The organism is Sphingobium sp. KKT206 (genome assembly GCF_055640555.1).
This window is the reverse complement of record NZ_CM145764.1, coordinates 1,432,374-1,456,059: the sequence shown is the minus strand read 5'-3', so window position 1 is coordinate 1,456,059 and position 23,686 is coordinate 1,432,374. Positions and strand designations below refer to the sequence as shown.

23 protein-coding genes are annotated in these 23,686 nt (G+C 62.8%); 9 read left to right on the top strand and 14 right to left on the bottom strand.

Annotated elements, in window-relative coordinates:
* Positions 1 to 81: 81 nt before the first annotated feature.
* Both ACZ2HM_RS06755 and ACZ2HM_RS06750 read right to left on the bottom strand, forming a co-directional pair.
* Positions 82 to 1,740, bottom strand: a complete 1,659-nt coding sequence (locus tag ACZ2HM_RS06755) for a M28 family metallopeptidase (RefSeq protein ID WP_470426577.1) — start codon at positions 1,738 to 1,740, stop codon at positions 82 to 84.
* Between the two features lie 42 nt (positions 1,741 to 1,782).
* The gene (locus ACZ2HM_RS06750) at positions 1,783 to 2,439 is read right to left on the bottom strand and encodes a glutathione S-transferase (protein ID WP_470426576.1); all 657 of its coding nucleotides are present in this window, start codon (positions 2,437 to 2,439) and stop codon (positions 1,783 to 1,785) included.
* Between the two features lie 125 nt (positions 2,440 to 2,564).
* Between ACZ2HM_RS06750 and ACZ2HM_RS06745 the strand changes: the two genes are divergently transcribed.
* Complete coding sequence (locus ACZ2HM_RS06745) at positions 2,565 to 3,788, top strand: polyhydroxyalkanoate depolymerase (RefSeq protein ID WP_470426575.1); 1,224 nt, start codon at positions 2,565 to 2,567, stop codon at positions 3,786 to 3,788.
* Positions 3,789 to 3,840: 52 nt separating this feature from the next.
* Here the strand turns inward: ACZ2HM_RS06745 and hslU are convergent, their stop codons facing one another.
* Both hslU and hslV read right to left on the bottom strand, forming a co-directional pair.
* Positions 3,841 to 5,142, bottom strand: a complete 1,302-nt coding sequence (gene hslU / locus ACZ2HM_RS06740) for an ATP-dependent protease ATPase subunit HslU (protein WP_037479817.1) — start codon at positions 5,140 to 5,142, stop codon at positions 3,841 to 3,843.
* Positions 5,143 to 5,304: 162 nt separating this feature from the next.
* A complete protein-coding gene (gene hslV / locus ACZ2HM_RS06735; RefSeq protein ID WP_037479814.1) occupies positions 5,305 to 5,871 on the bottom strand; it encodes an ATP-dependent protease subunit HslV in 567 nt (188 codons plus the stop codon).
* A 172-nt stretch (positions 5,872 to 6,043) separates the two neighbouring features.
* On the opposite strand from hslV, the gene ACZ2HM_RS06730 reads away from it, so the two are divergent.
* Positions 6,044 to 6,232, top strand: coding sequence for a hypothetical protein (locus tag ACZ2HM_RS06730; protein ID WP_037479811.1), 189 nt, complete (start codon positions 6,044 to 6,046; stop codon positions 6,230 to 6,232).
* An 87-nt stretch (positions 6,233 to 6,319) separates the two neighbouring features.
* Here ACZ2HM_RS06730 and ilvC read toward each other — a convergent pair whose 3' ends face one another.
* The 5 genes from ilvC to miaA all read right to left on the bottom strand — a co-directional run bounded on the left by ilvC (position 6,320) and on the right by miaA (position 11,220).
* Positions 6,320 to 7,339: a ketol-acid reductoisomerase gene (gene ilvC / locus ACZ2HM_RS06725; protein ID WP_037479808.1), complete on the bottom strand. Its 1,020-nt coding sequence runs from the start codon at positions 7,337 to 7,339 to the stop codon at positions 6,320 to 6,322.
* A gap of 198 nt (positions 7,340 to 7,537) precedes the next feature.
* The gene (ilvN, locus tag ACZ2HM_RS06720; RefSeq protein WP_037479805.1) at positions 7,538 to 8,053 is read right to left on the bottom strand and encodes an acetolactate synthase small subunit; all 516 of its coding nucleotides are present in this window, start codon (positions 8,051 to 8,053) and stop codon (positions 7,538 to 7,540) included.
* On the bottom strand, positions 8,053 to 8,412 hold the full coding sequence (locus ACZ2HM_RS06715) for a hypothetical protein (protein ID WP_037479802.1): 360 nt from the start codon (positions 8,410 to 8,412) through the stop codon (positions 8,053 to 8,055). The genes ilvN and ACZ2HM_RS06715 overlap by 1 nt, the downstream gene beginning before the upstream one ends.
* A 10-nt stretch (positions 8,413 to 8,422) precedes the next feature.
* Entirely contained in the window at positions 8,423 to 10,174 is a 1,752-nt protein-coding gene (locus tag ACZ2HM_RS06710) for an acetolactate synthase 3 large subunit (protein ID WP_470426574.1), read from the bottom strand.
* A 101-nt stretch (positions 10,175 to 10,275) separates the two neighbouring features.
* A complete protein-coding gene (gene miaA, locus ACZ2HM_RS06705) occupies positions 10,276 to 11,220 on the bottom strand; it encodes a tRNA (adenosine(37)-N6)-dimethylallyltransferase MiaA (protein ID WP_470426573.1) in 945 nt (314 codons plus the stop codon).
* Here miaA and serB point away from each other — a divergent pair.
* Positions 11,219 to 12,097 carry a phosphoserine phosphatase SerB gene (serB, locus tag ACZ2HM_RS06700; RefSeq protein WP_470426572.1) on the top strand — a complete coding sequence of 293 codons (879 nt, stop codon included), beginning with the start codon at positions 11,219 to 11,221 and terminating at the stop codon, positions 12,095 to 12,097. The two genes, miaA and serB, sit on opposite strands and share 2 nt — an antisense overlap.
* Before the next feature lie 78 nt (positions 12,098 to 12,175).
* Here the strand turns inward: serB and ACZ2HM_RS06695 are convergent, their stop codons facing one another.
* Positions 12,176 to 12,919 carry a MauE/DoxX family redox-associated membrane protein gene (locus tag ACZ2HM_RS06695; RefSeq protein WP_470426571.1) on the bottom strand — a complete coding sequence of 248 codons (744 nt, stop codon included), beginning with the start codon at positions 12,917 to 12,919 and terminating at the stop codon, positions 12,176 to 12,178.
* Positions 12,920 to 12,989: 70 nt separating this feature from the next.
* Between ACZ2HM_RS06695 and ACZ2HM_RS06690 the strand changes: the two genes are divergently transcribed.
* The gene (locus ACZ2HM_RS06690; protein WP_037480051.1) at positions 12,990 to 13,373 is read left to right on the top strand and encodes a MerR family transcriptional regulator; all 384 of its coding nucleotides are present in this window, start codon (positions 12,990 to 12,992) and stop codon (positions 13,371 to 13,373) included.
* Position 13,374: 1 nt separating this feature from the next.
* Here ACZ2HM_RS06690 and ruvX read toward each other — a convergent pair whose 3' ends face one another.
* Both ruvX and ACZ2HM_RS06680 read right to left on the bottom strand, forming a co-directional pair.
* The gene (gene ruvX / locus ACZ2HM_RS06685) at positions 13,375 to 13,848 is read right to left on the bottom strand and encodes a Holliday junction resolvase RuvX (RefSeq protein WP_470426570.1); all 474 of its coding nucleotides are present in this window, start codon (positions 13,846 to 13,848) and stop codon (positions 13,375 to 13,377) included.
* A gap of 12 nt (positions 13,849 to 13,860) precedes the next feature.
* Complete coding sequence (locus tag ACZ2HM_RS06680) at positions 13,861 to 14,979, bottom strand: DUF3089 domain-containing protein (RefSeq protein WP_037480047.1); 1,119 nt, start codon at positions 14,977 to 14,979, stop codon at positions 13,861 to 13,863.
* A 131-nt stretch (positions 14,980 to 15,110) separates the two neighbouring features.
* Here ACZ2HM_RS06680 and gatC point away from each other — a divergent pair, with 131 nt between their 5' ends.
* The 5 genes from gatC to gatB all read left to right on the top strand — a co-directional run bounded on the left by gatC (position 15,111) and on the right by gatB (position 19,460).
* Positions 15,111 to 15,398 carry an Asp-tRNA(Asn)/Glu-tRNA(Gln) amidotransferase subunit GatC gene (gatC, locus tag ACZ2HM_RS06675; protein WP_037480044.1) on the top strand — a complete coding sequence of 96 codons (288 nt, stop codon included), beginning with the start codon at positions 15,111 to 15,113 and terminating at the stop codon, positions 15,396 to 15,398.
* Between the two features lie 120 nt (positions 15,399 to 15,518).
* On the top strand, positions 15,519 to 17,000 hold the full coding sequence (gene gatA / locus ACZ2HM_RS06670; protein ID WP_470426569.1) for an Asp-tRNA(Asn)/Glu-tRNA(Gln) amidotransferase subunit GatA: 1,482 nt from the start codon (positions 15,519 to 15,521) through the stop codon (positions 16,998 to 17,000).
* A gap of 251 nt (positions 17,001 to 17,251) precedes the next feature.
* Positions 17,252 to 17,545, top strand: coding sequence for an AbrB/MazE/SpoVT family DNA-binding domain-containing protein (locus ACZ2HM_RS06665; RefSeq protein WP_037477348.1), 294 nt, complete (start codon positions 17,252 to 17,254; stop codon positions 17,543 to 17,545).
* Positions 17,542 to 17,958 carry a type II toxin-antitoxin system VapC family toxin gene (locus tag ACZ2HM_RS06660; RefSeq protein ID WP_037477349.1) on the top strand — a complete coding sequence of 139 codons (417 nt, stop codon included), beginning with the start codon at positions 17,542 to 17,544 and terminating at the stop codon, positions 17,956 to 17,958. The genes ACZ2HM_RS06665 and ACZ2HM_RS06660 overlap by 4 nt, the downstream gene beginning before the upstream one ends.
* A complete protein-coding gene (gene gatB, locus ACZ2HM_RS06655) occupies positions 17,958 to 19,460 on the top strand; it encodes an Asp-tRNA(Asn)/Glu-tRNA(Gln) amidotransferase subunit GatB (RefSeq protein ID WP_470426568.1) in 1,503 nt (500 codons plus the stop codon). The genes ACZ2HM_RS06660 and gatB overlap by 1 nt, the downstream gene beginning before the upstream one ends.
* 23 nt (positions 19,461 to 19,483) lie before the next feature.
* Here the strand turns inward: gatB and ACZ2HM_RS06650 are convergent, their stop codons facing one another.
* Together ACZ2HM_RS06650 and ACZ2HM_RS06645 are read right to left on the bottom strand one after the other, a co-directional pair.
* A complete protein-coding gene (locus tag ACZ2HM_RS06650) occupies positions 19,484 to 20,185 on the bottom strand; it encodes a hypothetical protein (protein ID WP_150125811.1) in 702 nt (233 codons plus the stop codon).
* Positions 20,186 to 20,407: 222 nt separating this feature from the next.
* Positions 20,408 to 23,623 (bottom strand): autotransporter outer membrane beta-barrel domain-containing protein, encoded by a 3,216-nt coding sequence (locus ACZ2HM_RS06645; protein ID WP_470426567.1) that lies wholly within the window; start codon positions 23,621 to 23,623, stop codon positions 20,408 to 20,410.
* Positions 23,624 to 23,686 lie beyond the last annotated feature (63 nt).

The window sequence follows — 23,686 nt, the reverse complement described above, 5'->3', positions numbered from 1 at the left end:
GGGCTTCTCCCACGCGGGAGAAGCCCTTTTTTATTGCCGCGCTTCGGCGACCGGATCGCGCGCAAAGTCTGCCTTCCGGCGTCAGCGGCGCGCCGCTACGCTCTTGTCGCGCACCGCTTTGAATTCCGATCCCGGCTTCCACTGCGGCCAACGGGTCGAGGTGGCGAGGTCACGGCCGATGTTCAGCAGCAGGTCGACATCCTGCGCTGCGCCGTCCAGCTTCCAATCCGGGCCGATCGCGTCGCACGCCTGATGATAGCATTGGCCGGTATAGGCATCGACCCAGGCCTGTCCCGCCGCGCGGCCGCCTTCGACCAGGTCGGACGCCCCGGCAATGCCCATCAGCAGCAACACGGGAACGCCACGCTTGGCCATGGAGAAATGGTCGGCCCGATAGAAAAGGCCGCCTTCGGGCAGGCTTTCCTGCGTGACGACACGGCCTTGGGCAGCAGCGACTTTCGCCAGATCATCCTCCAACGTGCTTTGCCCCTTGCCGACCAGAATGACATCTTTCGCCTTGCCAGCGGTTTGGAGGATGTCGAGGGTCAGATTGGCAACGGTGCTGTCCAGGGGCCAGACTGGGTTCTGGGCATAATGTTCGGAGCCGAGCAGCCCGCGCTCCTCCGCCGTCCACGCCGCGAACAGGACCGAGCGATCGGGGGCAGGGCCAGCCTTGAACGCGCGCGCGATTTCGAACAGGCCTGCGATGCCCAGCGCATCGTCATTGGCCCCGGCACGATAGATGCGTCCCTGGGCGTCGGGCGCGCCCTTGCCATAGGCGTCCCAATGCGCGCCATACATCACCGTTTCGTCCGGCCGCTTGGTGCCGGGAATGCGGGCCAGGACATTAGCGCTCTGCACCACTTCCTGCGTCACCGGAAAGGCGGCGGAGAAGCGCGCGCCGGTCAGTTCCACGGGACGGAAGGCCTTGCTGCGCGACTGCTTGCGCAGCGCAGCCAGATCGAGGCTCGCGCCATCGAACAAGGCATTGGCGGCGTCTCCCTCGACCCAGCCCTGTACTGCCAGGCTGGTCAACTTGTCTGCCGGACGAACCAGATCGTAATTTTCGCCACCGGGACTGACCACCACATTCCAGCCATAGCCAGCGCCGGGCGTGTCATGGACGATCAGCGCGCCAATCGCGCCGCGCCGCGCGGCTTCCTCGAACTTGTAGGTCCATCGGCCATAATAGGTCATGGCGCGTCCGCCGAATGCGCCAAACGCATCCTCGCCTTTGTTCGCTTCGAAATCAGGATCGTTGATCAGGAAGACCGCGACCTTCCCCTTGAGGTCCACGCCCTTATAATCATCCCAGCCACGTTCCGGCGCGGAAACCCCATAGCCCACGAACACCAACGGCGCGGCCTCCACCGCAACCTTGTCCTTGGGCTGGAGGGTGGAAAGATAGACGTGGCTGCCAACGGTCCAGTCCGTCGTGACGCCGCCCTGTGCGATGCCCAGCTTCTGCGCCTTGCCGAGGCGGGTGTGGAGCAGGGGCACGCTTTGCACCCACTGGCCATCGGGACCACCCGGCTCCAGTCCCAAAGCCTGAAACCGGCCGACCAGATAGCCGATCGTCCGCTCCTCCCCGATCGTGCCGGGCGCGCGCCCTTCGAACAGGTCGGACGCCAGCGTGCGGACGGATTGGGCCAATTGCTGCGGATCGGTCGTCTGCGCAGCGAGAGAGGCGGGAAGGGCGGCAGTGAGGGCCAGAGCCAGGCCAAGCGTGCGTATCGTCATGACCCGCTTCTATCCCCATGCCACGGCAGGGGGAAGGGCGGGTCAGAATTCGATATCCAGTTCCTCGACCTCGTCCGGCTCGATCCGCGCTTCGTCGATCCATTCGCGCATCAGCGGCCAGCCATTGACAGTCTGGCAATAGGCTGCGGCGGTCGCCGACACTGGCACGGCATAGGTCAGGAAACGTTCGGCGACGGGCGCGAACATCGCATCGGCGACGGTAGGCTTGTCCCCGAACAGCCAGGGGCCGCCATAGCTGTCGAGGCATTCCGCCCAGATCGTTTCGATCCGCTCGATATCCGGCTTCGCGCCGGAAAATATGGGAAAGCGCGCATGCCGGACCTTCAGATTCATCGGCAGGGCGGAGCGCAGGTTGGCAAAGCCCGAATGAATTTCCCCCGACACCGACCGGCAATGGGCGCGGGCGATGCGGTCGGCGGGATACATGCCCACATCGGGATACAGCTCATGCAGATATTCGGCGATCGCCAGCGTATCCCACACACTCGCGCCCTCATGGGTCAGGCGCGGGACGAGTACGGAGGGCGAAAGCAACAGCAGTTCCGCGCGATTCTCCGGATCATTCAGCGCGATCATTTTTTCTTGGACATGCAGCCCGGCAATCCGGCACAACAGCCAGCCCCGCAGCGACCAGGAGGAATAATTTTTGCTGGATAAAGTGAGTTCCGCGATAGCCATGGCAATCCCTCCCGCTGACAAGAACCTCCCATTTATGATGATGCGGCGCAACATAAAAAGATTGTATAGCGTTACATGATAAGACCGATTCGTTGGCGGTGATGTAACAAGGCAAGATTGCGATTATGCGAATGCTCTACAGCGGTTATCAGGCCTGGAACGACATGTTGGCGCCAGCGCGCTTTGGCGCGCAAATTGCGCTTGGCATGCGGGACAGAATGGGACCGATGGCGCAATGGGCGATGCCTCGCCGCCTGTTCGCGCTGATGGATGTGTTCCAGGGCGCCAAGCTCACGCACAAACGCCCCTCCTATGATATTGGCACTGTTACCAGCGGCAACGCACAAGTGAGCGTTCGTGAAGAAGTAGCTCTGGATCTGCCGTTCGGCGACCTGCTGCACTTCGTCAAGGACGAGGTCGATGCGGCCCAGCCCAAGGTGCTGGTAGTCGCGCCCATGTCCGGCCATTTCTCCACCCTGTTGCGTAGCACGGTCGAAACCCTGCTATGCGATCATGATGTCTATATCACCGACTGGAAGAACGCCCGCGACGTGCCGCTGTCCGCAGGTCGCTTCGGGTTCGAGGATTATGTCGACTATGTGATCCAGTTTTTCCAGCATATGGGGCCGGGCGCGCATATGGTGTCGGTGTGCCAGCCCTGCGTTCCGGCGCTCGCCGCCGTGGCGTTGATGGCGGAAGACAAGGATGCGGCGACGCCCCGGTCGATGACGCTGATGGGCGGGCCGATCGATCCCAATGCCGCGCCGACCGCGGTCAATGATCTGGCCAATGAAAAGCCGATCGAATGGTTCGAGAAGAATCTGATTTCGGTCGTGCCCTTCCGTTATGCGGGGCACGGGCGCGAAGTCTATCCCGGCTTCATCCAGTTGGCTGCCTTCATGGCGATGAATATGGAGCGCCATGGCGCGCAGCACCGCGAACTCTATCAGCTATTGGCCGACGGCAAGACGGTCGAAGCCGACAAGATCAAGAATTTCTACGAAGAATATTTCGCGGTCCTCGACATGACCCGCGAATTTTACATCGAAACCGTCGATCTGGTGTTCCAGAAAGCCTCGCTCGCCAAGGGCGAGTTGATGCACCGGGGCCGCCTGGTCAAACCAGGAGCCATTCGTCACACCGCCTTGCTCACCGTCGAAGGCGAAAAGGACGATGTCTGCGCCGTAGGACAGACGTCAGCGGCGCATGGCCTATGCACCGGCCTGCGACCCCATTTGAAACGCCACCATCTCCAGCCCGGCGTCGGCCATTATGGCGTCTTTTCCGGCAGCAAATGGGAAAGTCAGGTCTATCCCCAGGTGCGCAACATGATCCTGGCGATGAACTGATCGCGATCAGGCCGCCGACCGATCCGCACGGGATCGGTCGGCGGCCTATCGATCACAGGACGTAGCGGCTAAGGTCGGTGTCGCGCGCGATCGCATCCAACTGCTTTTCGACATAGGCGGCATCCACGACCAGCGTTTCACCGCGCCGATCCTCAGCCTCGAAGCTCACATCCTCCAGCAGCTTTTCCATCACCGTCTGCAGGCGGCGGGCGCCGATATTCTCGACCTCACCATTCACTTCGGCCGCGATGCGCGCCACCGCGCGGATGCCTTCGGGCGTCAGGTCAATCGTTACGCCCTCGGTCGCCAGCAGCGCGCGATATTGCGCCACCAGGCTCGCCTTGGTGTCCGACAGGATCGCGACGAAATCCTCCTCGGTCAGCGCCTGCAACTCGACCCGGATCGGCAAGCGACCCTGCAATTCGGGCAGCAGATCGCTGGGCTTTGCAACATGGAAAGCGCCAGACGCGATGAACAGGATATGGTCGGTCTTGAGCGGGCCATATTTGGTCGCGACCGTCGTGCCCTCGATCAGCGGCAACAGGTCGCGCTGCACGCCTTCGCGGCTGACCGATCCGCCACGCACATCGCTGACCGCAATCTTGTCGATCTCGTCCAGGAAAACGATGCCATTCTGCTCGGCGCTGGTGATGGCGACGCGCGCGACATCATCCTGGTCCAGACGCTTGTCCTGCTCTTCCTCGACCAGCTTGTCCCAGGCATCGGCGACGCGCAGCTTGCGGCGCTTCTTCTGATTCTGGCCCAGCGCCTTGGACATCATGTCGGACAGGTTGATCATGCCGATCTGGCCGCCCATGCCGGGAATATCCATCGGCATCGACGGGCTGTCGGCGATTTCCACCTCGACCTCGACATCGTTCATCTGGTGCTGTTCGATCCGCTGGCGGAAGGACAGGCGGGTCGCTTCGCTCGCTTCCTTGCCCGTAAGCGCGTCGAGCAGACGGTTCATCGCCGCCTCCGACGCCGCTTCGCGCACGGCTTCGCGGCGACGGTCCTTCTCCAGCCGTACCGCTTCCTCGACCAGGTCGCGGACGATCTGTTCGACGTCCCGGCCGACATAGCCGACCTCGGTGAACTTGGTCGCCTCGACCTTCACGAAAGGCGCATCGGCCAGCTTTGCAAGACGACGGCTGATCTCGGTCTTGCCGCACCCCGTCGGCCCGATCATCAGGATGTTTTTGGGCGTCACCTCGTCGCGCAGATCGTCGGGCAGATGCTGCCGCCGCCAGCGATTGCGCAGCGCGACAGCGACAGCGCGCTTGGCATCCTTCTGGCCGATAATATGCGCGTCAAGCGCCGCGACGATGGCTTTGGGGGTCAGATTGTCGTTCATCTCTATGTCGATCTCTTCTTTTCCTCTCCCGCTTTCGCGGGAGAGGCTACGGAGACTTGATCGCGAAGCGATCTAGGCGAAGTCGGTGAGGTCTTATCCTTGCAATCAAGAAAGACCCTCACCCATCCCTCTCCCGCGAAGGCGGGAGAGGGCTAGGAAATATCAGGCGACGGAATCCAGCGTCTCGATGGTCAGTTGATCATTGGTATAGACGCAAATGTCCGCCGCCACGGCCATCGCTTTGCGCGCCAGCGCCTCGGCATCCGCCTCATAGTCCACCAGCGCCCGCGCCGCCGCCAATGCGAAATTGCCGCCCGATCCGATCGCCGCAACGCCGTTCAACGGCTCCAGCACGTCGCCATTACCGGTCAGGATCAGCGTCACATCCTTATCCGCGACGATCATCATCGCTTCCAGATTGCGCAGATATTTGTCGGTGCGCCAGTCCTTGGCCAGTTCGACGGCCGAGCGCATCAACTGCCCGTTATGCCGCTCCAGCTTGGCCTCCAGCCGCTCGAACAAGGTGAAGGCGTCCGCCGTCGCGCCGGCAAAGCCGCCAATGACGGAGCCGTCATGCAGGCGGCGCACCTTGCGCGCATTGGGCTTCATGACGGTCTGGCCCATCGACACCTGGCCATCGCCAGCGACGACGACTTTGCCATTTTTGCGGACGGACATGATGGTGGTGCCATGCCAGACCGGCATGGTGCTGCGATGTTGGTCGTTCATGGGCGGCATATGGGAGGGGAGCGCGTCCGGTGCAAGCGGGTGCCTGCGCTACGTCGAGCCGTGGCATTCGCAAGACAATATTATGACAAATAGTGTCGGAACCAATGTCGGTTAATTGACATTGTGCAGCGCAGCATCAACTATCGACGCCTAACAAGAAGGTAGGACTCGCATGTCTCTCAAGGCCATGGCCCAGGAAAAAGTCGAGCGCGCGGGCATTTCCAACTATAGCTTTGACCGCGATACGCTGGTCATGTGCGGTGTCCGCTATACGCTCGAAGCCTGCACCTGCGGCGAGCCGGACTGCGATGGCGTGCGCCTGCGCAAGGCCATGCCTATGATCGCGCGCATCCTGCAATAGAAAGGAGCCGATCCTGTCGGTCCATCGCTGATCATCCCCCTCCCTTCGAACGCGCCTTCCGGCCTCGTCGAAGGGAGGAGGCGACAATCAGTTCTTTTCCTGATCCACCAGCTTGTTGGCACCGATCCAGGGCATCATCGCGCGCAGCTTGGCGCCGGTTTCCTCGATCGGGTGGCGCTGGGCGGCGATGCGGCTGGCCTTGAGTTCGGGCTGACCGGCACGGTTGTCGAGGACGAAGTCCTTGACGAAGCGGCCCGACTGGATGTCGGCCAGGACGCGCTTCATTTCCTTCTTGGTTTCTTCGGTGATGATGCGCGGGCCGGTCTTGATATCGCCATATTCGGCGGTGTTCGAGATCGAATAGCGCATGTTGGCGATGCCGCCTTCATACATCAGATCGACGATCAGCTTCAATTCGTGCAGACATTCGAAATAGGCCATTTCCGGCGCGTAACCGGCTTCGACCAGCGTTTCGAACCCGGCCTGGACCAGCGCGGTCGCGCCGCCGCAGAGGACCGCCTGCTCGCCGAACAGGTCGGTTTCGCATTCTTCGCGGAAATTGGTTTCGATGATGCCGCTGCGACCGCCGCCGACGCCGCTGGCGTAGGACAGGGCGATGTCATGCGCGTTGCCGGTCGAATCCTGATGGATGGCGATCAGGCAGGGGACGCCGCCGCCCTTCACATATTCACCGCGAACGGTGTGACCCGGACCCTTGGGCGCGATCATGATGACGTCCACGTCCTTGCGCGGCTCGATCAGGCCGAAATGGACGTTGAGGCCATGGGCAAAGGCCAGCGCCGCGCCGGGGCGCAGATTGGCGTGGACGTCGTTGGCATAAATGGCGGCCTGATGCTCGTCGGGGGCCAGGATCATGAACACGTCGGCCCAGGCGGCGGCTTCCGCGTTCGGCATGACCTTGAAGCCTGCGCCCTCGGCCTTCTTGGCGGAGGCGGAACCGGCGCGCAGCGCGATGGCGACTTCGGTAACGCCGCTGTCGCGCAGATTCTGCGCATGGGCATGACCCTGCGAACCATAGCCCAGGATGGCGACCTTCTTGCCCTTGATCAGGCCGATGTCCGCATCGTGATCGTAATAAACCTTCATGACTGTCTCTTCCCTCGAACGTATCTCCTCGCCCCGCCGGGGAGAGGATATGAAATCTTGGCTCGGCGCGGCCGGGCCTAGATGAAGTTGGAGCGGGGGTGGGGACGCTGAAACGTCGTGCCCCCTCTCCCAGCTTCGACTAGGCAGCAAGCTGCCAAGTCTGCGCAACCCTCTCCCCGCCGGGGAGAGGGGAAGTGGTTACACCGGCTCTTTGCCCCGGATCAGGCCGACGACGCCGGTGCGGCCGACTTCGACCAGGCCGATCTGGCGCATCAGCCCGACGAAATTGTCGATCTTGTCGGTGGTGCCGGTGATTTCGAAAATGAAGCTTTCGATCGTCGTGTCGACCACCTTGGCGCGGAACACGTCGGCCAGGCGCAGCGCTTCGATCCGGTCTTCGCCCGTGCCCTTGACCTTGACCAGTGCCAGTTCGCGCTCGACGAAGGGGCCGACTTCGGTCAGGTCGGTGACCTTGTGGACGGGCACCAGACGGTCGAGCTGGGCAATGATCTGGTCGATCACCTTGGGCGGGCCGTTGGTGACGATGGTGATGCGGCTGACGCTGTGATCGTCGGTAATGTCCGCCACGGTCAGGCTGTCGATATTATAGCCGCGCGCGGTGAACAGGCCCGCGATGCGCGCCAATATGCCGGCTTCGTTGGAAACGGTCAGCGACAGGACATGCCGCTGGTTCAATTCTTCCTGGATATGCATCACATGCTTGTCCCGTCATTCCTATCGTCATGGGCGTCACTGGGATCTGCCCGTTCCGAAATCATCGCCGTAAAGGCATAATGCCAGCCATCATCCTGCCGGTGGGCGACGCGGACGGGCAGGCCCGCCACCGCATCGAACATCCGGTGGAGATGTTCGCCGACATAGCGGGGACCGACCAGCAGCGTGCCGATATGCCGCTCGTGAAAGTCGAACCCTTCGTCCAGATGCACGACCCATTCGTCATTGGCCGGGTCGGCATGGTCGATGGTCCAGCCCGACAGCTCGGCCGTGCCCGCGATCCGCTCGAAATCCCACGGTTCGCTGACATGGACGCGCAGCTGGAGGTGCTGCGTCACGCCCCCATCCTCATACTAAGGCTTTCGCCTCGTCCGACATGATGCCCGCGATCTGGTTGGGATCGAGCATCATTTCGGTATGCGCCGCGCCCGACGGGATCATCGGGAAGCAGTTGGACAGTTTGGCGACGCGGCAATCGACGATCACCGGCCCTGGCGTTTCCAGCATCTGGCGGATGCCCGCTTCCAGATCGCCCGGCTGTTCAATGCGGATGCCGGTCCAGCCATAGGCCTCGCCCAGCTTCACGAAATCGGGCAGGCTGTCCGAATAGCTGTTGGAATAGCGGCTTTCATAGGTCAGTTCCTGCCACTGGCGGACCATGCCCATATATTCATTGTTCAGGATGAACAGCTTGACCGGCAGGCGATATTGGCTGGCGGTGCCCATTTCCTGAATGTTCATCTGCACCGAGGCGTCGCCCGCGATGCAGATGGCGAGGCTGTCGGGATTGCCCATCTGCGCGCCGATGGCGGCGGGGAAGCCATAGCCCATCGTGCCCAAGCCACCGGAGGTCAGCCATTTATTGGGGGCTTCGAAGCCGAAATGCTGCGCCGCCCACATTTGATGCTGGCCGACTTCGGTGGTGATGATGACATCCTTGCCGGTCGCCTGGCAGGCGGTGTAGAGGTCCGCGATCGCGCGTTGCGGCATGATTTCGATGCCGTTTTCGACATAGGCGAGCGATTGCTTCGTCCGCCATTCCGCGATCCGGTCCCACCATGCCGACAGGTCGGCCTGTTCATGGCCGCGCTGCTTCCACAGGGCGATCATGTCGTCCAGCGCGCTGGCGACGTCGGCCTGGATGGCGACATCGACATCGACGATCTTGTTGATCGAGCTGCGGTCGATGTCGATATGGACCTTGCGACTGTTGGGCGCGAAGGCATCCAGACGCCCGGTGACGCGATCGTCGAAACGCGCGCCGACGCACAGGATCAGGTCCGCCTGATTCATCGCCCAATTGGCTTCATAGGTGCCGTGCATCCCCAACATGCCGAGCCACTGGTCGGACGATGCGGGGAAAGCGCCCAGGCCCATCAGGGTCGAGGTGACGGGCGCGCCGGTGAGCGCGGCCAGTTCGCGCAACAGGGCGCTGGCCTGCGGGCCGGAGTTGATTACGCCGCCGCCGGTGTAGAAGATGGGGCGCTCCGCCGCGGCCAGCATTTCGACGGCCGCGTCGATGCCCGCCGCATCCGCCTTGATCTGCGGGCGGTAGCTGGCATGCTGGACCGGTTCGGGCCGCTTATAGGGCGCGGTCGCGATCTGGACATTCTTTGGAATGTCGATGACGACCGGGCCGGGGCGACCCGTCTTGGCGATGTGGAATGCCTCATGAACGATGCCCGCCAGCTTGCCGGGGTCTTTCACCAGATAATTATGCTTGGTGCAGTGGCGCGTGATGCCGACCGTGTCCGCTTCCTGGAACGCATCGGTACCGATCAGTTGCGTGGGCACCTGACCCGTGATGACGACCATGGGGATCGAATCCATCAGCGCGTCGGTGATGCCGGTGACCGCATTGGTCGCGCCAGGGCCGGAGGTGACCAGGACGACGCCGGGCTTGCCGGTCGAACGGGCATAGCCCTCCGCCATGTGGGTCGCGCCCTGTTCGTGGCGGACCAGCACATGCTTGATCGTGGGATGATTGTAGAGCGCGTCATAAATGGGCAGCACCGCGCCGCCGGGATAGCCGAACACGACCTCGACACCGAGATCGATCAGGCATTCAACCAATATGTCCGCGCCGCTCTTTTCGGCCACGATAAATCCTTCTCATATGATGCAGGCCCCGTCCTTTGCGACAGCGGACCTGCGATAGCAAGGTGGCAGCCTCTAATGGACATAAAATGACGGGTCAAGCGCTATTGTTGTAATTTAATTGCTAATTTAACAATCAGATTGTTATCAATTTCTCTTGTTTCGCGCGGCCAATGCGACGGGGGCTGGTTGGTGAACCAGGTATATTGGCGTTTGGCATATTGGCGGGTGGCGAGCGCGCCGCGTTCGATCATCGTTTCCCGGTCGATCTCGCCGCCCAACCAGGCGCGGATTTCGGGCACGCCGATCGCGCGCATCACCGGCAGGTCGGGGTGAAGGTGGCGGGCGAGCAACGCCTCGACCTCCTCGATCGCGCCCGCGTCGATCATCTGTACGAAACGCCGGTCGCAGCGCTCGATCAGCCAGTCGCGCGGCGGGCGCAGGATCATGGGGACAAGGGTGATCTGGTCGGCGATGCCCCCGCTCTTATGCTGCTGCCACTGTTTCAAAGGCTTGCCGGTGGAGCGTACCACCTCCAGCGCGCGGGCGACGCGGGTGGTGTCGGCGGGTGCCAGGCGGGCGGCGGCCTCCGGGTCTTCGCGGGTTAGCGCGGCATGGGCCTCGGCAACGGGCAAGGCGCGCACTGTCGCGCGTATGTCCGGGTCGATGTCCGGCACCGGCGCGATGCCGTCGAGCAATGTGCGGATATAGAGGCCCGTGCCGCCGACCAGGATGGGCAGGCGGCCCTGTTCCTGGGCAGCGGCGATCTGCGCCTTCGCCTCGGCCGCCCACCGGGGCGCGGTGCAGGCCTGTGCCCCGTCGATATGGCCGAACAGCCGGTGGGGCACATCGCCCATCTCCTCCGCGCTTGGCCGTGCGGACAGGATGGCTAGTTCGGCATAGACCTGGCTGGCATCGGCATTGATGACGATGCCGCCTGTGGCTTTGGCAAGGGCAATGGCGAGCGCGCTCTTGCCGCTGGCGGTCGGCCCGGCAATAAGCGCGACCCGTGGGCGGGATTCGCCCTGCTGTGTGTCAGGAGTGTTCATGTTCGTCGCGACCTTAGTGGCAAGTGGCTCGATCGGGCAGGGGGATATTGCGGCCGCCGCCGATAGGCTGGCGCAGGCGGGGTGCCAGCCGGGGCAGAGCCTGTGGCTCGACCGCGACAAGGCGGCGGACCTGTTCTTCGCCGCTGACCCGCTATCCGGGCGCGCGGCACTGGCCGATATCGGGCAGGGCATCGACGTGATCGTCCAGCCGGTCGAGGGGCGCGAGAAAAAGCTGCTGATCGCCGACATGGATTCTACCATGATCACCGTCGAGTGCATCGACGAACTGGCCGACTATGCCGGAATCAAGCCGCAGATCGCCGAGATCACCGAGCGGGCGATGCGCGGGGAGCTGGATTTCGAAGGCGCGCTGCATGGCCGTGTCGCGCTGCTCAAGGGCTTGGCCGACAGCGCCATCGACCAATGTCGGCAGGAGCGCGTGGTCATCATGGGCGGCGCGAAAGCGCTGGTCCGCACGATGAAGGCGCGGGGCGCGCGGACCTTGCTGGTGTCGGGCGGCTTCACCCGCTTTACAGGGCCGGTGGCGGCCGAGATCGGCTTCGACATGCATGTCGCCAATGTGCTGGAGATTGCCGACGGCGCGCTACTGGGCAGCGTCACTCGTCCGATCGTCGATGCGGCGCGCAAGCGGGCGGAACTGGAAGCGGCCATCGCGGGTGGTATTGATCGCGCCCTGACCCTGGCGGTGGGCGACGGCGCGAACGATATTCCGATGATCGAAGGGGCAGGGCTGGGCGTCGCCTATCATGCCAAGCCGGTGACGCGCGCCGCCGCCGCGGCCGAGATCGTCCATGGCGACCTGTCGGTGCTGCTCTATGCGCAAGGGATCGCGTCGGCCGATTGGGTTGTCGACTGAGGTCGTCCCCGGCCTGGACCTTTGCATCACCCTGCACGACCCGTTCAATGGATGCCTGCCGTCATCCGCGCTTTTTGTTCAATGGATGCCTGTCAGCATCCATAGGGCCATCGCCACCATCATCACATTTTCGGTGAGCGACACGAAGCCGAGCGGGACGTTGCTGCTGCCGCCGACGCAGGCGCATTTGAGCGTGCGCTTTTCGAGATAGACGGCCTTGACCACCGACACCGCGCCGATGCCGCCGATGGTGAGCGCGACCGGGATCGACAGCCAGTCGAGCGTGCGCGTGAGCATCAACACGCCGGCGCCCAGTTCCAGGAACGGGTAGGCGCGGCCATAGGGGGGAAGGCATCGGGCGAGCAGGTCATAGTTCAGGAACATCGTCGCGAACCGATCGACATCCTGCAATTTTAGCATGGCGAGCAGCATCATGGCGATGGCGATGAAACGCTCGACCGTGACGAAGGCGATGAGCGGGGCGAATGTCAGCCAGTTGACCGCCAGCGCCAGCAGCGCGGCCACCGCAAAGACGGCGAGGACGGGCACATAGCTGGTCGCATCGGGATCGCGCACCGTGAGACCCAGGAAGCGCCGCAGGTCGTCATGGCCGCCGATCCGCTGACCATCGATGAAGATTTGCGGCGTGGTCTTGACGTCATGCGCCGCCTTGAACGCATCGGTTTCCGCGCGGCTGGTGAGCCAATGGTCCTCGATCCGGTAGTCGCGCCGCTTGAGCAGCCAGCGCGCCTTGATACCATAGGGACAGATGTGGTCGGGCATCACCATGCGGTAGATGGCGGCGGATCGGGCTTGGGTCATGACGGCATATCCTTGGGCAAAGGGAGCATGCCACCCATATAGGGTGCGGACCATGGTACGGAGTCAAGGGATGAGCATGACGATTTCCGCACTCGCGCGCAGCAGCGGGGTCGGGGTGGAGACGGTGCGCTATTATCAGCGGCGCGGCCTGCTCGCCACGCCGGAGCGGGGCGAGGGTATCCGGCGCTACGACGCGGCGGACGCGCGGCGGCTGGGCTTCATTCGCGGCGCGCAGCGGGCGGGGTTCACGCTGGAGCAGATCGGCGAATTGCTGCATCTGGATGCGGGGCAGGATCGGGCGCGGGCGCGGGAATTGGCGTCGGAACGGATCGCGGCGCTGGACGCGAAGATCGCCGAGATGCAGGCGGCGCGCGCAGCGCTGGAGCGGTTGGCGCGGCAATGCCATGCGTCGGACGAGGGGCCATGCCCGATCATCGCGGCGTTCGAGGGGTGAGCTATTCCAGCCCGGCGACCAGCCCGTCGATGGCACCCTGCAGGATGTAGCTCGCCGCCAGCTTGTCGACCAGCACGTCGCGGCGGGCGCGGCTGGCGTCGGCCTCGATCAGCGTGCGGGTGACTGCTTGGGTCGACCAGCGTTCGTCCCAGAGCAGGACCGGTAGGCCGAAATCCGCCAGATTATGCGCGAAGGCGCGGCTCGACTGGCTGCGCGGGCTGCCGGTGCCGTCGAGGTTGAGCGGCAGGCCGATGACGATGCCCTTGACCTGCTGCTGCGTGATGAAGGCGGCCAGCAACAGCTTGTCCTTGCTGAATTTACCGCGCGTGATGGTGTGGGCGGGACTGGCGATTGACCAGCGCGCGTCGCACAGCGCAAGGCCGATGGTCTTGGTGCCGACATCCATGCCGACCAGGCGGCCGCCTTCGGGCAAAGCCTCGCGAAAGGCGACGCGATCCGTCGTTACCAATGGCATGTTATCGGGCTGTCACTTCTTCTGAAAGGCGGCGAGCCTTTGTTGCGCGTCGGCGCGGACATTGCCCCAGAACAGGCTGTAATCATAGACATGATAATTATTGCCGGGCAGCGTGAACGGCCCCATGTCAACCGGCTCACCGATCATCAGCACGCCGCTGGTGTCGCAGCGCGCGGGGACGATGCCGGTCAGCAGCTTGGGCGGCTGGCCCTGCTCGCGCGCGTCGAGCGTGCCCTTGTTGGCGCTGGCCGGAGCCGCGCCGTTGAACGCGCCGGTGATGGGGTTGGTGCAGAGCATGTGCGTGCCCTTGCGGGGCTTGCCGGTATAGCCGGTCCTGCGCTCGAAACTTTCGACCACGGCGGACGGATCGGCGGGTTCGGCATAGCTTTGCCAGCTGACGATGCAATGGGACTGGGCCGCGCGGGCGCAGGCGGGCAGGCCGAGCGCGGGCAGATCGGCCTCCACCGAGACCGGCCAGCCGACGGCATAGACCGCCGCCACGCGATCTGCGACGGGCTTGCCCGCGACTTCCTCGCGCAGCAATTGCATCAAATGGCGTGACCCCTGGCTATGCCCGGCGAGCATCAACGGCCCGGTCGGGTTGGCCGCGAGGAAGGCGGCAAAGGCCTGGGCAACGTCGCGATAGGCGGCGGCCAGTGCCTTGTCACCGGCGGGCTTGTCGGTCAGGAACGCGCCATAATTGGCCTGGCGATAGCGTGGTGCCCAGACGGTGCCTGCCGCGTTGAAGGCGCTGGCCTGGCTCATCACGAAGCGGCGGGCGGTGGCGTCAGCTTCCTTCTCGCCCAGCGCGGCATTCCAATGAGCGTCGCCAAAGGTCGTGATATAGCTGGTCGGGTGGATGAAGAAGATCGCGGCTTTGGGCAGCGTCGCGGGAAGGGTGACGCCTGCGGGCGTCCAGAGCGCCGGATTATTCTGCGTGATGTCCGGGCGGGCGACCCACATTTTGGGGTCGGCATAGGCGTTGGCGGGCAGGGGCGCGAGTTCGGTAAATTCTTCGCGCGGCACCATCACCGCACGGATCAATTGCATGCCCCAGATCGCATAGATGGCGAACGCCGCGATCACCAGAACCACGAGGGTTGCGATGACATAGAGAAATTTGCGGGCCACCCATGCTCTCCGATTTTCAAGGGCGACGCAGCCCCCATTTGCGCGCCCCTGTCTTACGCAAGCTACCGGCGTGCGCAAGAGGCGCGAAACCGGCTTGAAGCGGAGGGAAGCGGGTGGTAGCGGCATGGCCCATGTCGATAGACCTTCAGACCGTAAAAAAGATCGCCAGCCTCTCGCGCATTTCGGTGAGCGATGCCGAAGCCGAGGCGATGGTGCCCGAACTCAACAACATCCTTGGCTGGGTGGAGCAATTGGGTGAAGTGGACGTCAGCGGCGTCGAGCCGATGACTGCCGTCATCCCCAATCACCAGCGCCTGCGCGACGACGTCGTGACCGACGGCAATGTCCGCGACAAGGTGCTGGCGAATGCGCCCCAGGCCGAACATGGATTTTTTGCGGTGCCGAAAGTTATCGAGTGATGCGTATCACTCCCCCGTTCGCCCTGAGCCTGTCGAAGGGCTCTGCCGACCGGAGGGAGGCTGCTTCGCTTCGCTCAGCAGAAGGCTTCGACTTCGCTCAGCCCGAACGGGATAAAGATTTTGACTGACCTTACAGACCTTACCGTAGCCGAAATCCGCGACGGGTTCCGCGCAGGCGATTTTTCCGCGCGCGAAGTCGCCGAGGGCTTCAACGCCAATGTGGCCGCGGCCAAGGCGCTCAACGCCTTCATCGTCGAAACGCCGGAAAAGGCGCTGGAAGCCGCCGATGCCGCCGACAAGGCGCTGGCGGCGGGCGACGTGAAGCCGCTGTCGGGCGTGCCGATCGGCATGAAGGACCTCTTCTGCACGCAGGGCGTGCAGACCACGGCGGCCAGCCACATGCTCGAAGGGTTTGTGCCGACTTACGAGTCGACCGTGTCCGCCAAGCTGTGGGATGCGGGCGCGGGGATGCTGGGCAAGCTGAACCTCGACCAGTTCGCCATGGGGTCTTCCAACGAGACGAGCTATTATGGCAACGTCATCAGCCCGTGGAAGCGCGATGGCGGCGACAATTCGGCTTTGGCTCCCGGCGGTTCTTCGGGCGGGTCGTCGTCCGCGATCGCGGCGCGGCTGTGCCCGGCGGCGACCGGCACCGACACGGGCGGATCGATCCGCCAGCCTGCCGCCTTTACCGGCATCAGCGGCATCAAGCCGACCTATGGCCGCTGCTCGCGCTGGGGCATCGTCGCCTTTGCCTCGTCGCTCGACCAGGCCGGGCCGATGGCGCGGACCGTGCGCGACAATGCGTTGCTGCTGGAGGTGATGGCCGGGTTCGATCCCAAGGATTCGACCTCGCTCGACCTGCCGGTGCCGCAGTGGGAAGCGGGATTGTCCAGCAATCTCAAGGGCAAGACGGTCGGTATTCCCAAGGAATATCGCCCCGATGGCCTGAACGCGGAAATCGCCGCGCTGTGGGATCAGGGGATTGCCTGGCTCAAGGACGCTGGCGCCAATGTGGTCGAGGTATCGCTGCCGCATACGAAATATGCGCTGCCGACCTATTATATCATCGCCCCTGCCGAAGCCTCGTCCAACCTCGCCCGCTATGACGGCGTGCGTTATGGCCAGCGCGACCTGCCCGATGGCGCAGGCCTGCAGGACATGTATGCCGCCACCCGCGCCGCAGGCTTCGGGCCGGAGGTCAAGCGCCGCATCATGATCGGCACCTATGTCCTGTCGGCGGGCTTCTATGACGCTTATTATACGCAGGCGCAGAAGGTCCGGGCGCTGATCGCGCGCGATTTCGATCTGGCCTTCGAGCAATGCGACCTGCTGCTGACCCCGACCGCGCCGAGCGCGGCCTTCACGCTGGGCGAGAAGCAGGCCGATCCGCTGGCCATGTATCTGAACGACGTCTTCACCGTGCCCGCCTCACTGGCAGGGCTGCCCGCCATGTCGGTGCCCGGTGGCGTGGACAGTCAGGGCTTGCCGCTCGGCTTGCAGATCATCGGCAAGGCGCTGGACGAACAAACCGTGCTGAACGCCGGTTTGGCGATCGAGGAACGGGCAGGGTTTGTGGCGCGGCCGGACAAGTGGTGGTGAGATGGATCGGTGAAATCCTTGTCCAAATTATTGGAGAGGGATTCATCGAGGGTCTGATGCGGCGAAAATTTGGGCGAGGAAAGTCTCAGCCTTTGACGCGCGAAAGACAAAAAATTCTCGAACGGCGCGCTCAACAGCGTGTGAACAGACGGAAAAAGCGATGATTGAATCACCCCATCGCATCCAGCGCGTAACCGGCGATTGTAGATAGGGTTGCAAAGTGTTACCTTGGTAACACTGGAGATTGGGCAATGAACGCGCAGAGCAAGATCGACACTGGAACCATGACGAGCAAGGGTCAGATACTGATCCCCAAAGCCATGCGCGATGCCGCCGGTCTGGTGCCGGGACAGCCTTACAAGGTTGTGCTGAATGAAGCGGGGCAAGTGGTGGTTGCACCGCTGGGGTTCAGCCCTGAGGAAGCAGCGGAGCGAAGCCGACGGGTGCGCGAAGCGATCAATGCGATCGCCGGGAAATATCCCAATCCTGACGGCATGAGTACGGATGAGTATATGCGGGAGATACGGGGTAATTACGAACCGTGATCCTTGTCGACTCCAACGTTCTCATTGATGTTCTGGATCGTGATCCCCATTGGTTCGAATGGTCCGCTGCCAATATCAATCGTGCCGCATTTGGTGCCTATCTATTTGTAAACCCGGTAGTGATTGGCGAAATGGCGCCAAGGTTCGAGGCATTGGATGATCTGCGCGTTCTTTTGGCTGCGATGCTTATCGATGTGGAACCCTTGATGCCGGAGGGGGCATTTCTGGCGGGTAAAGCCTTTCAGGTTCATCGTCGTCGAAAGCAACCGATGGCGGCTAAATCCATCCTCGCCGACTTTCTGATCGGTGGCCACGCGCAGTCTCTGAACGCGACTATCCTAACCCGTGACCCGCGTTTCTATCGCAGCTATTTTCCCGGCGTGCCGTTGATCACGCCTTCAAAGGACGACTGATGACTGAATCAACCTATCGCATCCAGGGCGCAACCGGCGAGTGGGAGGTCGTGATCGGCCTGGAGGTGCATGCCCAGATCACCACCCATGCCAAGCTGTTTTCCGGTGCGGCGACCGCGTTCGGGGCCGAGCCTAATACGCAGGTCAGCCTGGTCGACGCGGCGATGCCCGGCATGTTGCCCGTGCCCAATCGCGAATGCATCCGTCAGGCGGTGCGCACCGGCATGGCGATCGAGGCGCAGATCAACAAATGGTCACGGTTCGACCGGAAAAATTATTTCTACGCCGATCTGCCGCAGGGCTATCAGATCAGCCAGCTCTATCACCCGATCGTGGGTGAAGGGCAGATCGAGATCGTGCTGGACGAGAAGAACCCGGAAACCAGCACCAAGGTGATCGGTGTCGAGCGCATCCATGTCGAGCAGGACGCCGGCAAGCTGATGCACGACCAGCATCCCACCAGCTCCTATGTCGATCTCAACCGGTCGGGCGTCGCGCTGATGGAGATCGTGTCGAAGCCGGACATGCGGTCACCCGCCGAAGCAGGGGCTTATCTGGCGAAGCTGCGGACGATCCTGCGCTATGTGGGTTCGTGCGACGGCAATATGGACCAGGGTTCGATGCGCGCCGACGTGAACGTGTCCGTCCGCAAGCCCGGCGAGGAATTCGGCACCCGCACTGAAACGAAGAACGTCAATTCCGTCCGCTTCGTCATGGCCGTCGTAGAGCATGAGGCGAACCGTCAGGTCGACGTGCTGGAGGCAGGCGGCAAGATCGTGCAGGAAACCCGGCTCTACGATCCCGACCGGGGCGAAACGCGGTCGATGCGGTCGAAGGAAGACGCGCATGACTATCGCTACTTCCCCGATCCCGACCTGTTGCCGATCGAACTGGACGAGGCATTTCTGGCTGAATGTCGCGCCTCGCTGCCCGAACTGCCTGATGCCAAACGCAAGCGCTATGAGCAGGCGCTCGGCCTCTCGCCCTATAATGCGGCGACGCTGACGGCGGACGCCGATACCGCGCGCTGGTTCGAACTGCTGGTGACGCAAAGCGCCGCCGCGCAGAAGAAGAGCGAGAGCGATGTCGCGAAGGCAGCGGCCAACTGGCTGCTGTCGGACCTGTATGGCGCGCTCAACCGCCTTGGCAAAAGCCTGGAGGAAAGCCCGGTCAGTCCCTCACAAGCGGCCGAATTGCTGGCGCTGGTCGCCGACGGCACGCTGTCGGGATCGCTCGCCAAGCAGGTGTTCGAAATCATGCTGGAAACCGGCGATGCACCAGCCAAGATCGTGGAAGATCGCGGCATGAAGCAGACGTCGGACACGGGCGCGATCGAGGCGGTGGTGGCCAAGGTTCTCGCGGACAATGGCGACAAGGTCGCGCAATATAAGGGCGGCAAGGAAGCGCTGTTCGGCTTCTTCGTCGGCCAGACGATGAAGACAATGCAGGGCAAGGCCAACCCGCAGGTCGTGAATGAACTGGTGAAGAAGGGGTTGGCTTAACGCCAGCCCCTTAATATCGTTATTTAATTCGTATTGAAGTTCGATAAAACGACATAGCGAATTTTTTGATTGTCAGCCGTTATGACTTTTATCCGCGCACCTCGGTAAGCGATTTCGCTAGAAGCTGATAAGTCATATTCAGCCTCATTCGAGAAGGCCGGGCGAGCGATGCTGCCACTGCTTTCTCGGTATCCGATCTTGATGCGATCCCCAACACGACCACTATAGAGCAATGTCTGCTGCAGGTCGCGGTCTGACAGGACTGGCTGACGGGTTCTCTCAAACGAGTGTTCCGTATCGCATATGGGACCGTTTAAGCCGCCAGTAATAACGCATGTTTCCTGTTTCGTTTTCGAAACACGGATCGATTGCGGGAATGGTAATGGCAGGCCTAGTAAATCGCGGGCTTGAAGTAAATAACCTGCCCCCTCTCGGTTTGAGGACATCCGATAGGAGTGATATGTGCTACCTTTGTCTTCCGCAATTTGAGGATAGAATCCTTTGCTAAGCCTATATCCTTTGATATTATTTTCTGCGACCAGTTCAATTCCATCCTCTTCGGTATAAAATCCCTGCCGCAGCATGTCTTCGCCCAAAGACACCTGAGTTTCTTCGGCCAGTTTTGGAAAACTGATCGGCGTTCGAATAGGCGTGTAGTTTGGCGCAGGTGTAGACGCACATGCTGACAACCCAATCGTTGCCGTGACGAGAAGTAATGAACGCATTGAATAGCCCCCTTTTGAATTTAGGAGGTTAAAGGCTTCTCAACCGATAATTCAAGTACGGTGATCAATTATGGCAAGGGTAAAATAAATAAGGGGCGCCACCGGGTCTAGCGGTGACGCCCCTCTTTATGTCCGGCGCCCTTGGGGAGGGATATTGCCGGATCGGAAAGAACGGACCGGGAGGGTCTGTGGGGTGTGGCCCGTCCTTTCATAGTCAGGACGTCACAGGACGAAGTTTACCGTCGCTCTAAACGATATGGCGACGTGATTTTGTTGTTCCTCCGCGCCGAATTCGCCGCCCACGCGGAATGTTTCGGTGCCGCCATAGAGGCGGGCGCGGCCGGTCCAGCCATTGGTGCGGTCTTCGGCGGTCAGGGTGAAGCGGTCGCCATCCTTGAAATAGGCGACCGTATCGCCCAGCGATCCGCCGATGATCTGGCGGCGGCCGCCCTCCAGTTCCAGCCGCAGCCAGCCATCTTCCGGGTTCAAGCTGCCAAAGTCATAGCCCGCCGTGACCGTGCCGTTGGCGGTGGTTTCGTCGCTGGTGCGGTCCAGCACCGTGAGGTTGAAGGCATCGCCGCCGCCAGTCTCGCTATAGCCCTTCTCGGAAAGGCGATAATAGTCGATGCCGAGCGCCGGACGCAGGCTGAACCGGCCCATCTGCATCTGATAGGCGGCACCGGCGGTCGCCGAATAGAGCTTGCCATTCCAATCGCCATCGGCGGTGCGGGTGACGTCGCCATTGGAGAAATGGCGGGTGCCGGTGAAACCGATATGCGCCGCGGACAGGCGGGCGAAGGCCAGCAGCGGTCCCCATTGGCCGCGCCAGTGGGCCGCCAGCTCATATTGGTCGGAATCGACGGCATTGTCGGTGCCGCCGCCGGTGTCGCTACTATGGATATAGGCGAAGGAGCCACCGAATGCGCCGAGATCGGTCAGATATTCGGCGCCACCGCCCGCGCCCCAACCGTTGATATCGTAGGACGCGGTATTGCCCACGCTCTTGCTGCTGCCAAAGGCGACCTGTTGCAGCCAGAAGCCGAGGCGGCCGTCCTTGGTACGATAGATGCCGTTGGGGTCGGACAGGATGCGCGCGGTGGCTCTGGAACCCGATGTCACCGCTTCGAACGTGCCACCGGCATGATCGGGCAGCATCTGGCGCAGATTGGCGTTCAGCGTCTCGCCATCGCTGATGGCGAGATAGGCGTCGGCGATATCGGCGTCATTGTCGAGCGCATTGAAGATGGCGGAATAGGCGCTACCGAGCGAGCCGGTGAGGCCCAGGTCGGTCACGCTCTTGGCCGCGATCGAGAGGGTGACGGTGCCTGCCGTGGCATCGCCCGCGACGCTGCCCTTGAACATATAGGGCAGCAGGGTGGCGGTGCCGAGCGTCGGCGATCCGCTGAGCGATCCGGCGCGGACGATGACATAGTCGCCTTCCGCATCGCCGACCTGGCTGAGTTGCACCTTCACCTGCGATCCGCTGGCGAAGCTGGCTGCGCCTGCAACGTCATAGACGGTGTTGGCACCGGTCGCCGCATCGATGGCAACGCCGATGGTGGAGGTGCCGCTGGCCGACAGTGAACCCAGCGCGATGCTGCCCGTGCTGGTAGTGCTGAGCGTCCCGCCATTGAGCGTCACATCGACGTTGCCGCCATTGTTGATCGCCCCCGACAGGGACGAAGTGCCGTTCAGGACGAGCGTCCCGGCGCTGCCGCCGAAATCGACATTGCCCGTCAGGCTGGCGCTGTTGGCCAGGGTCAGGCTGGACGTGCCGGTTCCGAACGCGACATTGCCGGTCAGGCTGGACGTTCCGGACAGGGCGACACTGTCATTGCCAGCGCCGAGGCTGAGGTTGCCGGTGATGCTGCCTGCCGACACGGTCATGACGTCATTGCCCGACCCCAGCCGGACATCGCCGACGATCTGCGGCGCGGTGGCCGTAGCGGAGGCAAGCGCCTGCGTCAGGGTGACGCCGCTGCCGTTGGCGCTGAGGTCGATCGCGGTGTTGGTGAGGCCGCCGGTCGCGCTGATCCGGCCGGTGTTGGACAGGCTGGATACCGTGCCCGACGAATCGAGAATGGCGATCGCCGTGCCCTTTGCATTGTCGAGCGCCGATGCGGCGACAGCGCCGCTGACCTTGATCGCCGAGACCGATGCGCCTGCGTCGATTACGAGCCCGCGCGCGCTCGTCCCCGTCTTGGCCGATCCGCTTGCGCCGACGGTGCCGCTGACTTCGACCGTATCGGCCCGCGCGCCCGAACCCAGCCGCAGGGCGGTGGCATCGCTGTCGTAGGAGACGGCCGCGACCGTGCCTGCGACCAGCACGCCCTTGGCAATGTCGACATCGCCGCCCAGCCCGCCAATGACCAGGCCATTGGCCGCGACCCCGTCATAAACGCCATAGCCGCCAATGCCGCCATTGACGATCAGGCCATAGCCCGACGTATCGGCGGCTACCGCACCTATGTCCGTGTCGCTGTCCGCCGCGCCGATCTGCACGGCGGCTGCCGAGCCATAGGTGATGACCGAGGCCGTGCCTTCCGTGCTGTCGGTCAGGCCATCATCGTCGATATCGGTGTCATCTTCATCATCATCGTCGCTGGCGGTGGGCGGCACGTCGAAGATGATGCCGCCGCTGACATTGCCCGCTATCACCAGGGCCGATCCGCCCTGAAGCAGATCGTCGGCATCTAATTTGGTGACGTCGGACGGCCGGGTCGTCGTGCGATAGCCGGTGCTGGCGATGCTGCCCTGAATCTTGAGTGCGCCGTCGATGTCGCCAAGCAAGGCTGCGCCGATGCTGTTCGCGCCAACCGCCGTCGTCGTCCCGCGCAGGGTTACGTTACCGGTGACGTCATTGACCAGGACGCCGTTGCTGTTGTCGCCCGTGACGCTGATCGTGCCACTGGTGGCGAGGTTGCCGGTCAGAGGGCCGTCGAGGCGGATACCGTCCGACTGATTGCCTTCAATGCTGATGGTGCCGCTATGGGTGATGTCGCCGACATGGGGGGCGCCCGCCTGCAGCCAGATGCCCTTTTTATTCGTGCCCTTGGCGAACGGGCCGTCGATATCGCCGTCGGAGTCGCTGTCTGTGGCGGTATAGTCTTCGGTCAGCGTGATGGTGCCGCTGTTGGTGATCGCGCCGCTCGTGCCGGGGGTAATCAGGATGCCGGTGACATTATTGGCGTCGTTGATGGTGATGGTGCCCGCGTTCGAGACTTTGTTGTTGCTGTCGACCGTGACCGCCGTGCCGCTGGTCAGGGTGATCGACCCGGCCGAACTGATGGTGATATCGTCGCGCGCGCCGTTGGCGATGGTGGAGGTCTTGACGGCTGCTGTCGTCGCGGTGCTGATGGTCGTTTCCGCCATCGCCTGCGCCGCTGTCAGGGCCACCAGAACCGGCGCGATGGCCGTGCAGGCCAGTAGATGTCGCATATAGTCTCCTCTGCGTGCCGCGCTTGATATTCTGTGCGCGCGTGCGGGAGGGACGATGCCGAA

Bases quoted from the DNA above. Each gene is read 5' to 3' on its own strand.
- ACZ2HM_RS06645 (WP_470426567.1), bottom strand. From the start codon at position 23,623: ATGCGACATCTACTGGCCTGCACGGCCATCGCGCCGGTTCTGGTGGCC.
- ACZ2HM_RS06690 (WP_037480051.1), top strand. From the start codon at position 12,990: ATGAGCATGACGATTTCCGCACTCGCGCGCAGCAGCGGGGTCGGGGTG.
- ruvX (WP_470426570.1), bottom strand. From the start codon at position 13,848: ATGCCATTGGTAACGACGGATCGCGTCGCCTTTCGCGAGGCTTTGCCC.
- ACZ2HM_RS06665 (WP_037477348.1), top strand. From the start codon at position 17,252: ATGAACGCGCAGAGCAAGATCGACACTGGAACCATGACGAGCAAGGGT.
- ACZ2HM_RS06650 (WP_150125811.1), bottom strand. From the start codon at position 20,185: ATGCGTTCATTACTTCTCGTCACGGCAACGATTGGGTTGTCAGCATGT.
- hslV (WP_037479814.1), bottom strand. From the start codon at position 5,871: ATGAACGACCAACATCGCAGCACCATGCCGGTCTGGCATGGCACCACC.
- ACZ2HM_RS06745 (WP_470426575.1), top strand. From the start codon at position 2,565: ATGCGAATGCTCTACAGCGGTTATCAGGCCTGGAACGACATGTTGGCG.
- ACZ2HM_RS06755 (WP_470426577.1), bottom strand. From the start codon at position 1,740: ATGACGATACGCACGCTTGGCCTGGCTCTGGCCCTCACTGCCGCCCTT.
- ACZ2HM_RS06730 (WP_037479811.1), top strand. From the start codon at position 6,044: ATGTCTCTCAAGGCCATGGCCCAGGAAAAAGTCGAGCGCGCGGGCATT.
- ACZ2HM_RS06750 (WP_470426576.1), bottom strand. From the start codon at position 2,439: ATGGCTATCGCGGAACTCACTTTATCCAGCAAAAATTATTCCTCCTGG.
- ilvN (WP_037479805.1), bottom strand. From the start codon at position 8,053: ATGCATATCCAGGAAGAATTGAACCAGCGGCATGTCCTGTCGCTGACC.
- miaA (WP_470426573.1), bottom strand. From the start codon at position 11,220: ATGAACACTCCTGACACACAGCAGGGCGAATCCCGCCCACGGGTCGCG.
- ACZ2HM_RS06695 (WP_470426571.1), bottom strand. From the start codon at position 12,919: ATGACCCAAGCCCGATCCGCCGCCATCTACCGCATGGTGATGCCCGAC.
- serB (WP_470426572.1), top strand. From the start codon at position 11,219: ATGTTCGTCGCGACCTTAGTGGCAAGTGGCTCGATCGGGCAGGGGGAT.
- gatC (WP_037480044.1), top strand. From the start codon at position 15,111: ATGTCGATAGACCTTCAGACCGTAAAAAAGATCGCCAGCCTCTCGCGC.
- hslU (WP_037479817.1), bottom strand. From the start codon at position 5,142: ATGAACGACAATCTGACCCCCAAAGCCATCGTCGCGGCGCTTGACGCG.
- ilvC (WP_037479808.1), bottom strand. From the start codon at position 7,339: ATGAAGGTTTATTACGATCACGATGCGGACATCGGCCTGATCAAGGGC.
- gatB (WP_470426568.1), top strand. From the start codon at position 17,958: ATGACTGAATCAACCTATCGCATCCAGGGCGCAACCGGCGAGTGGGAG.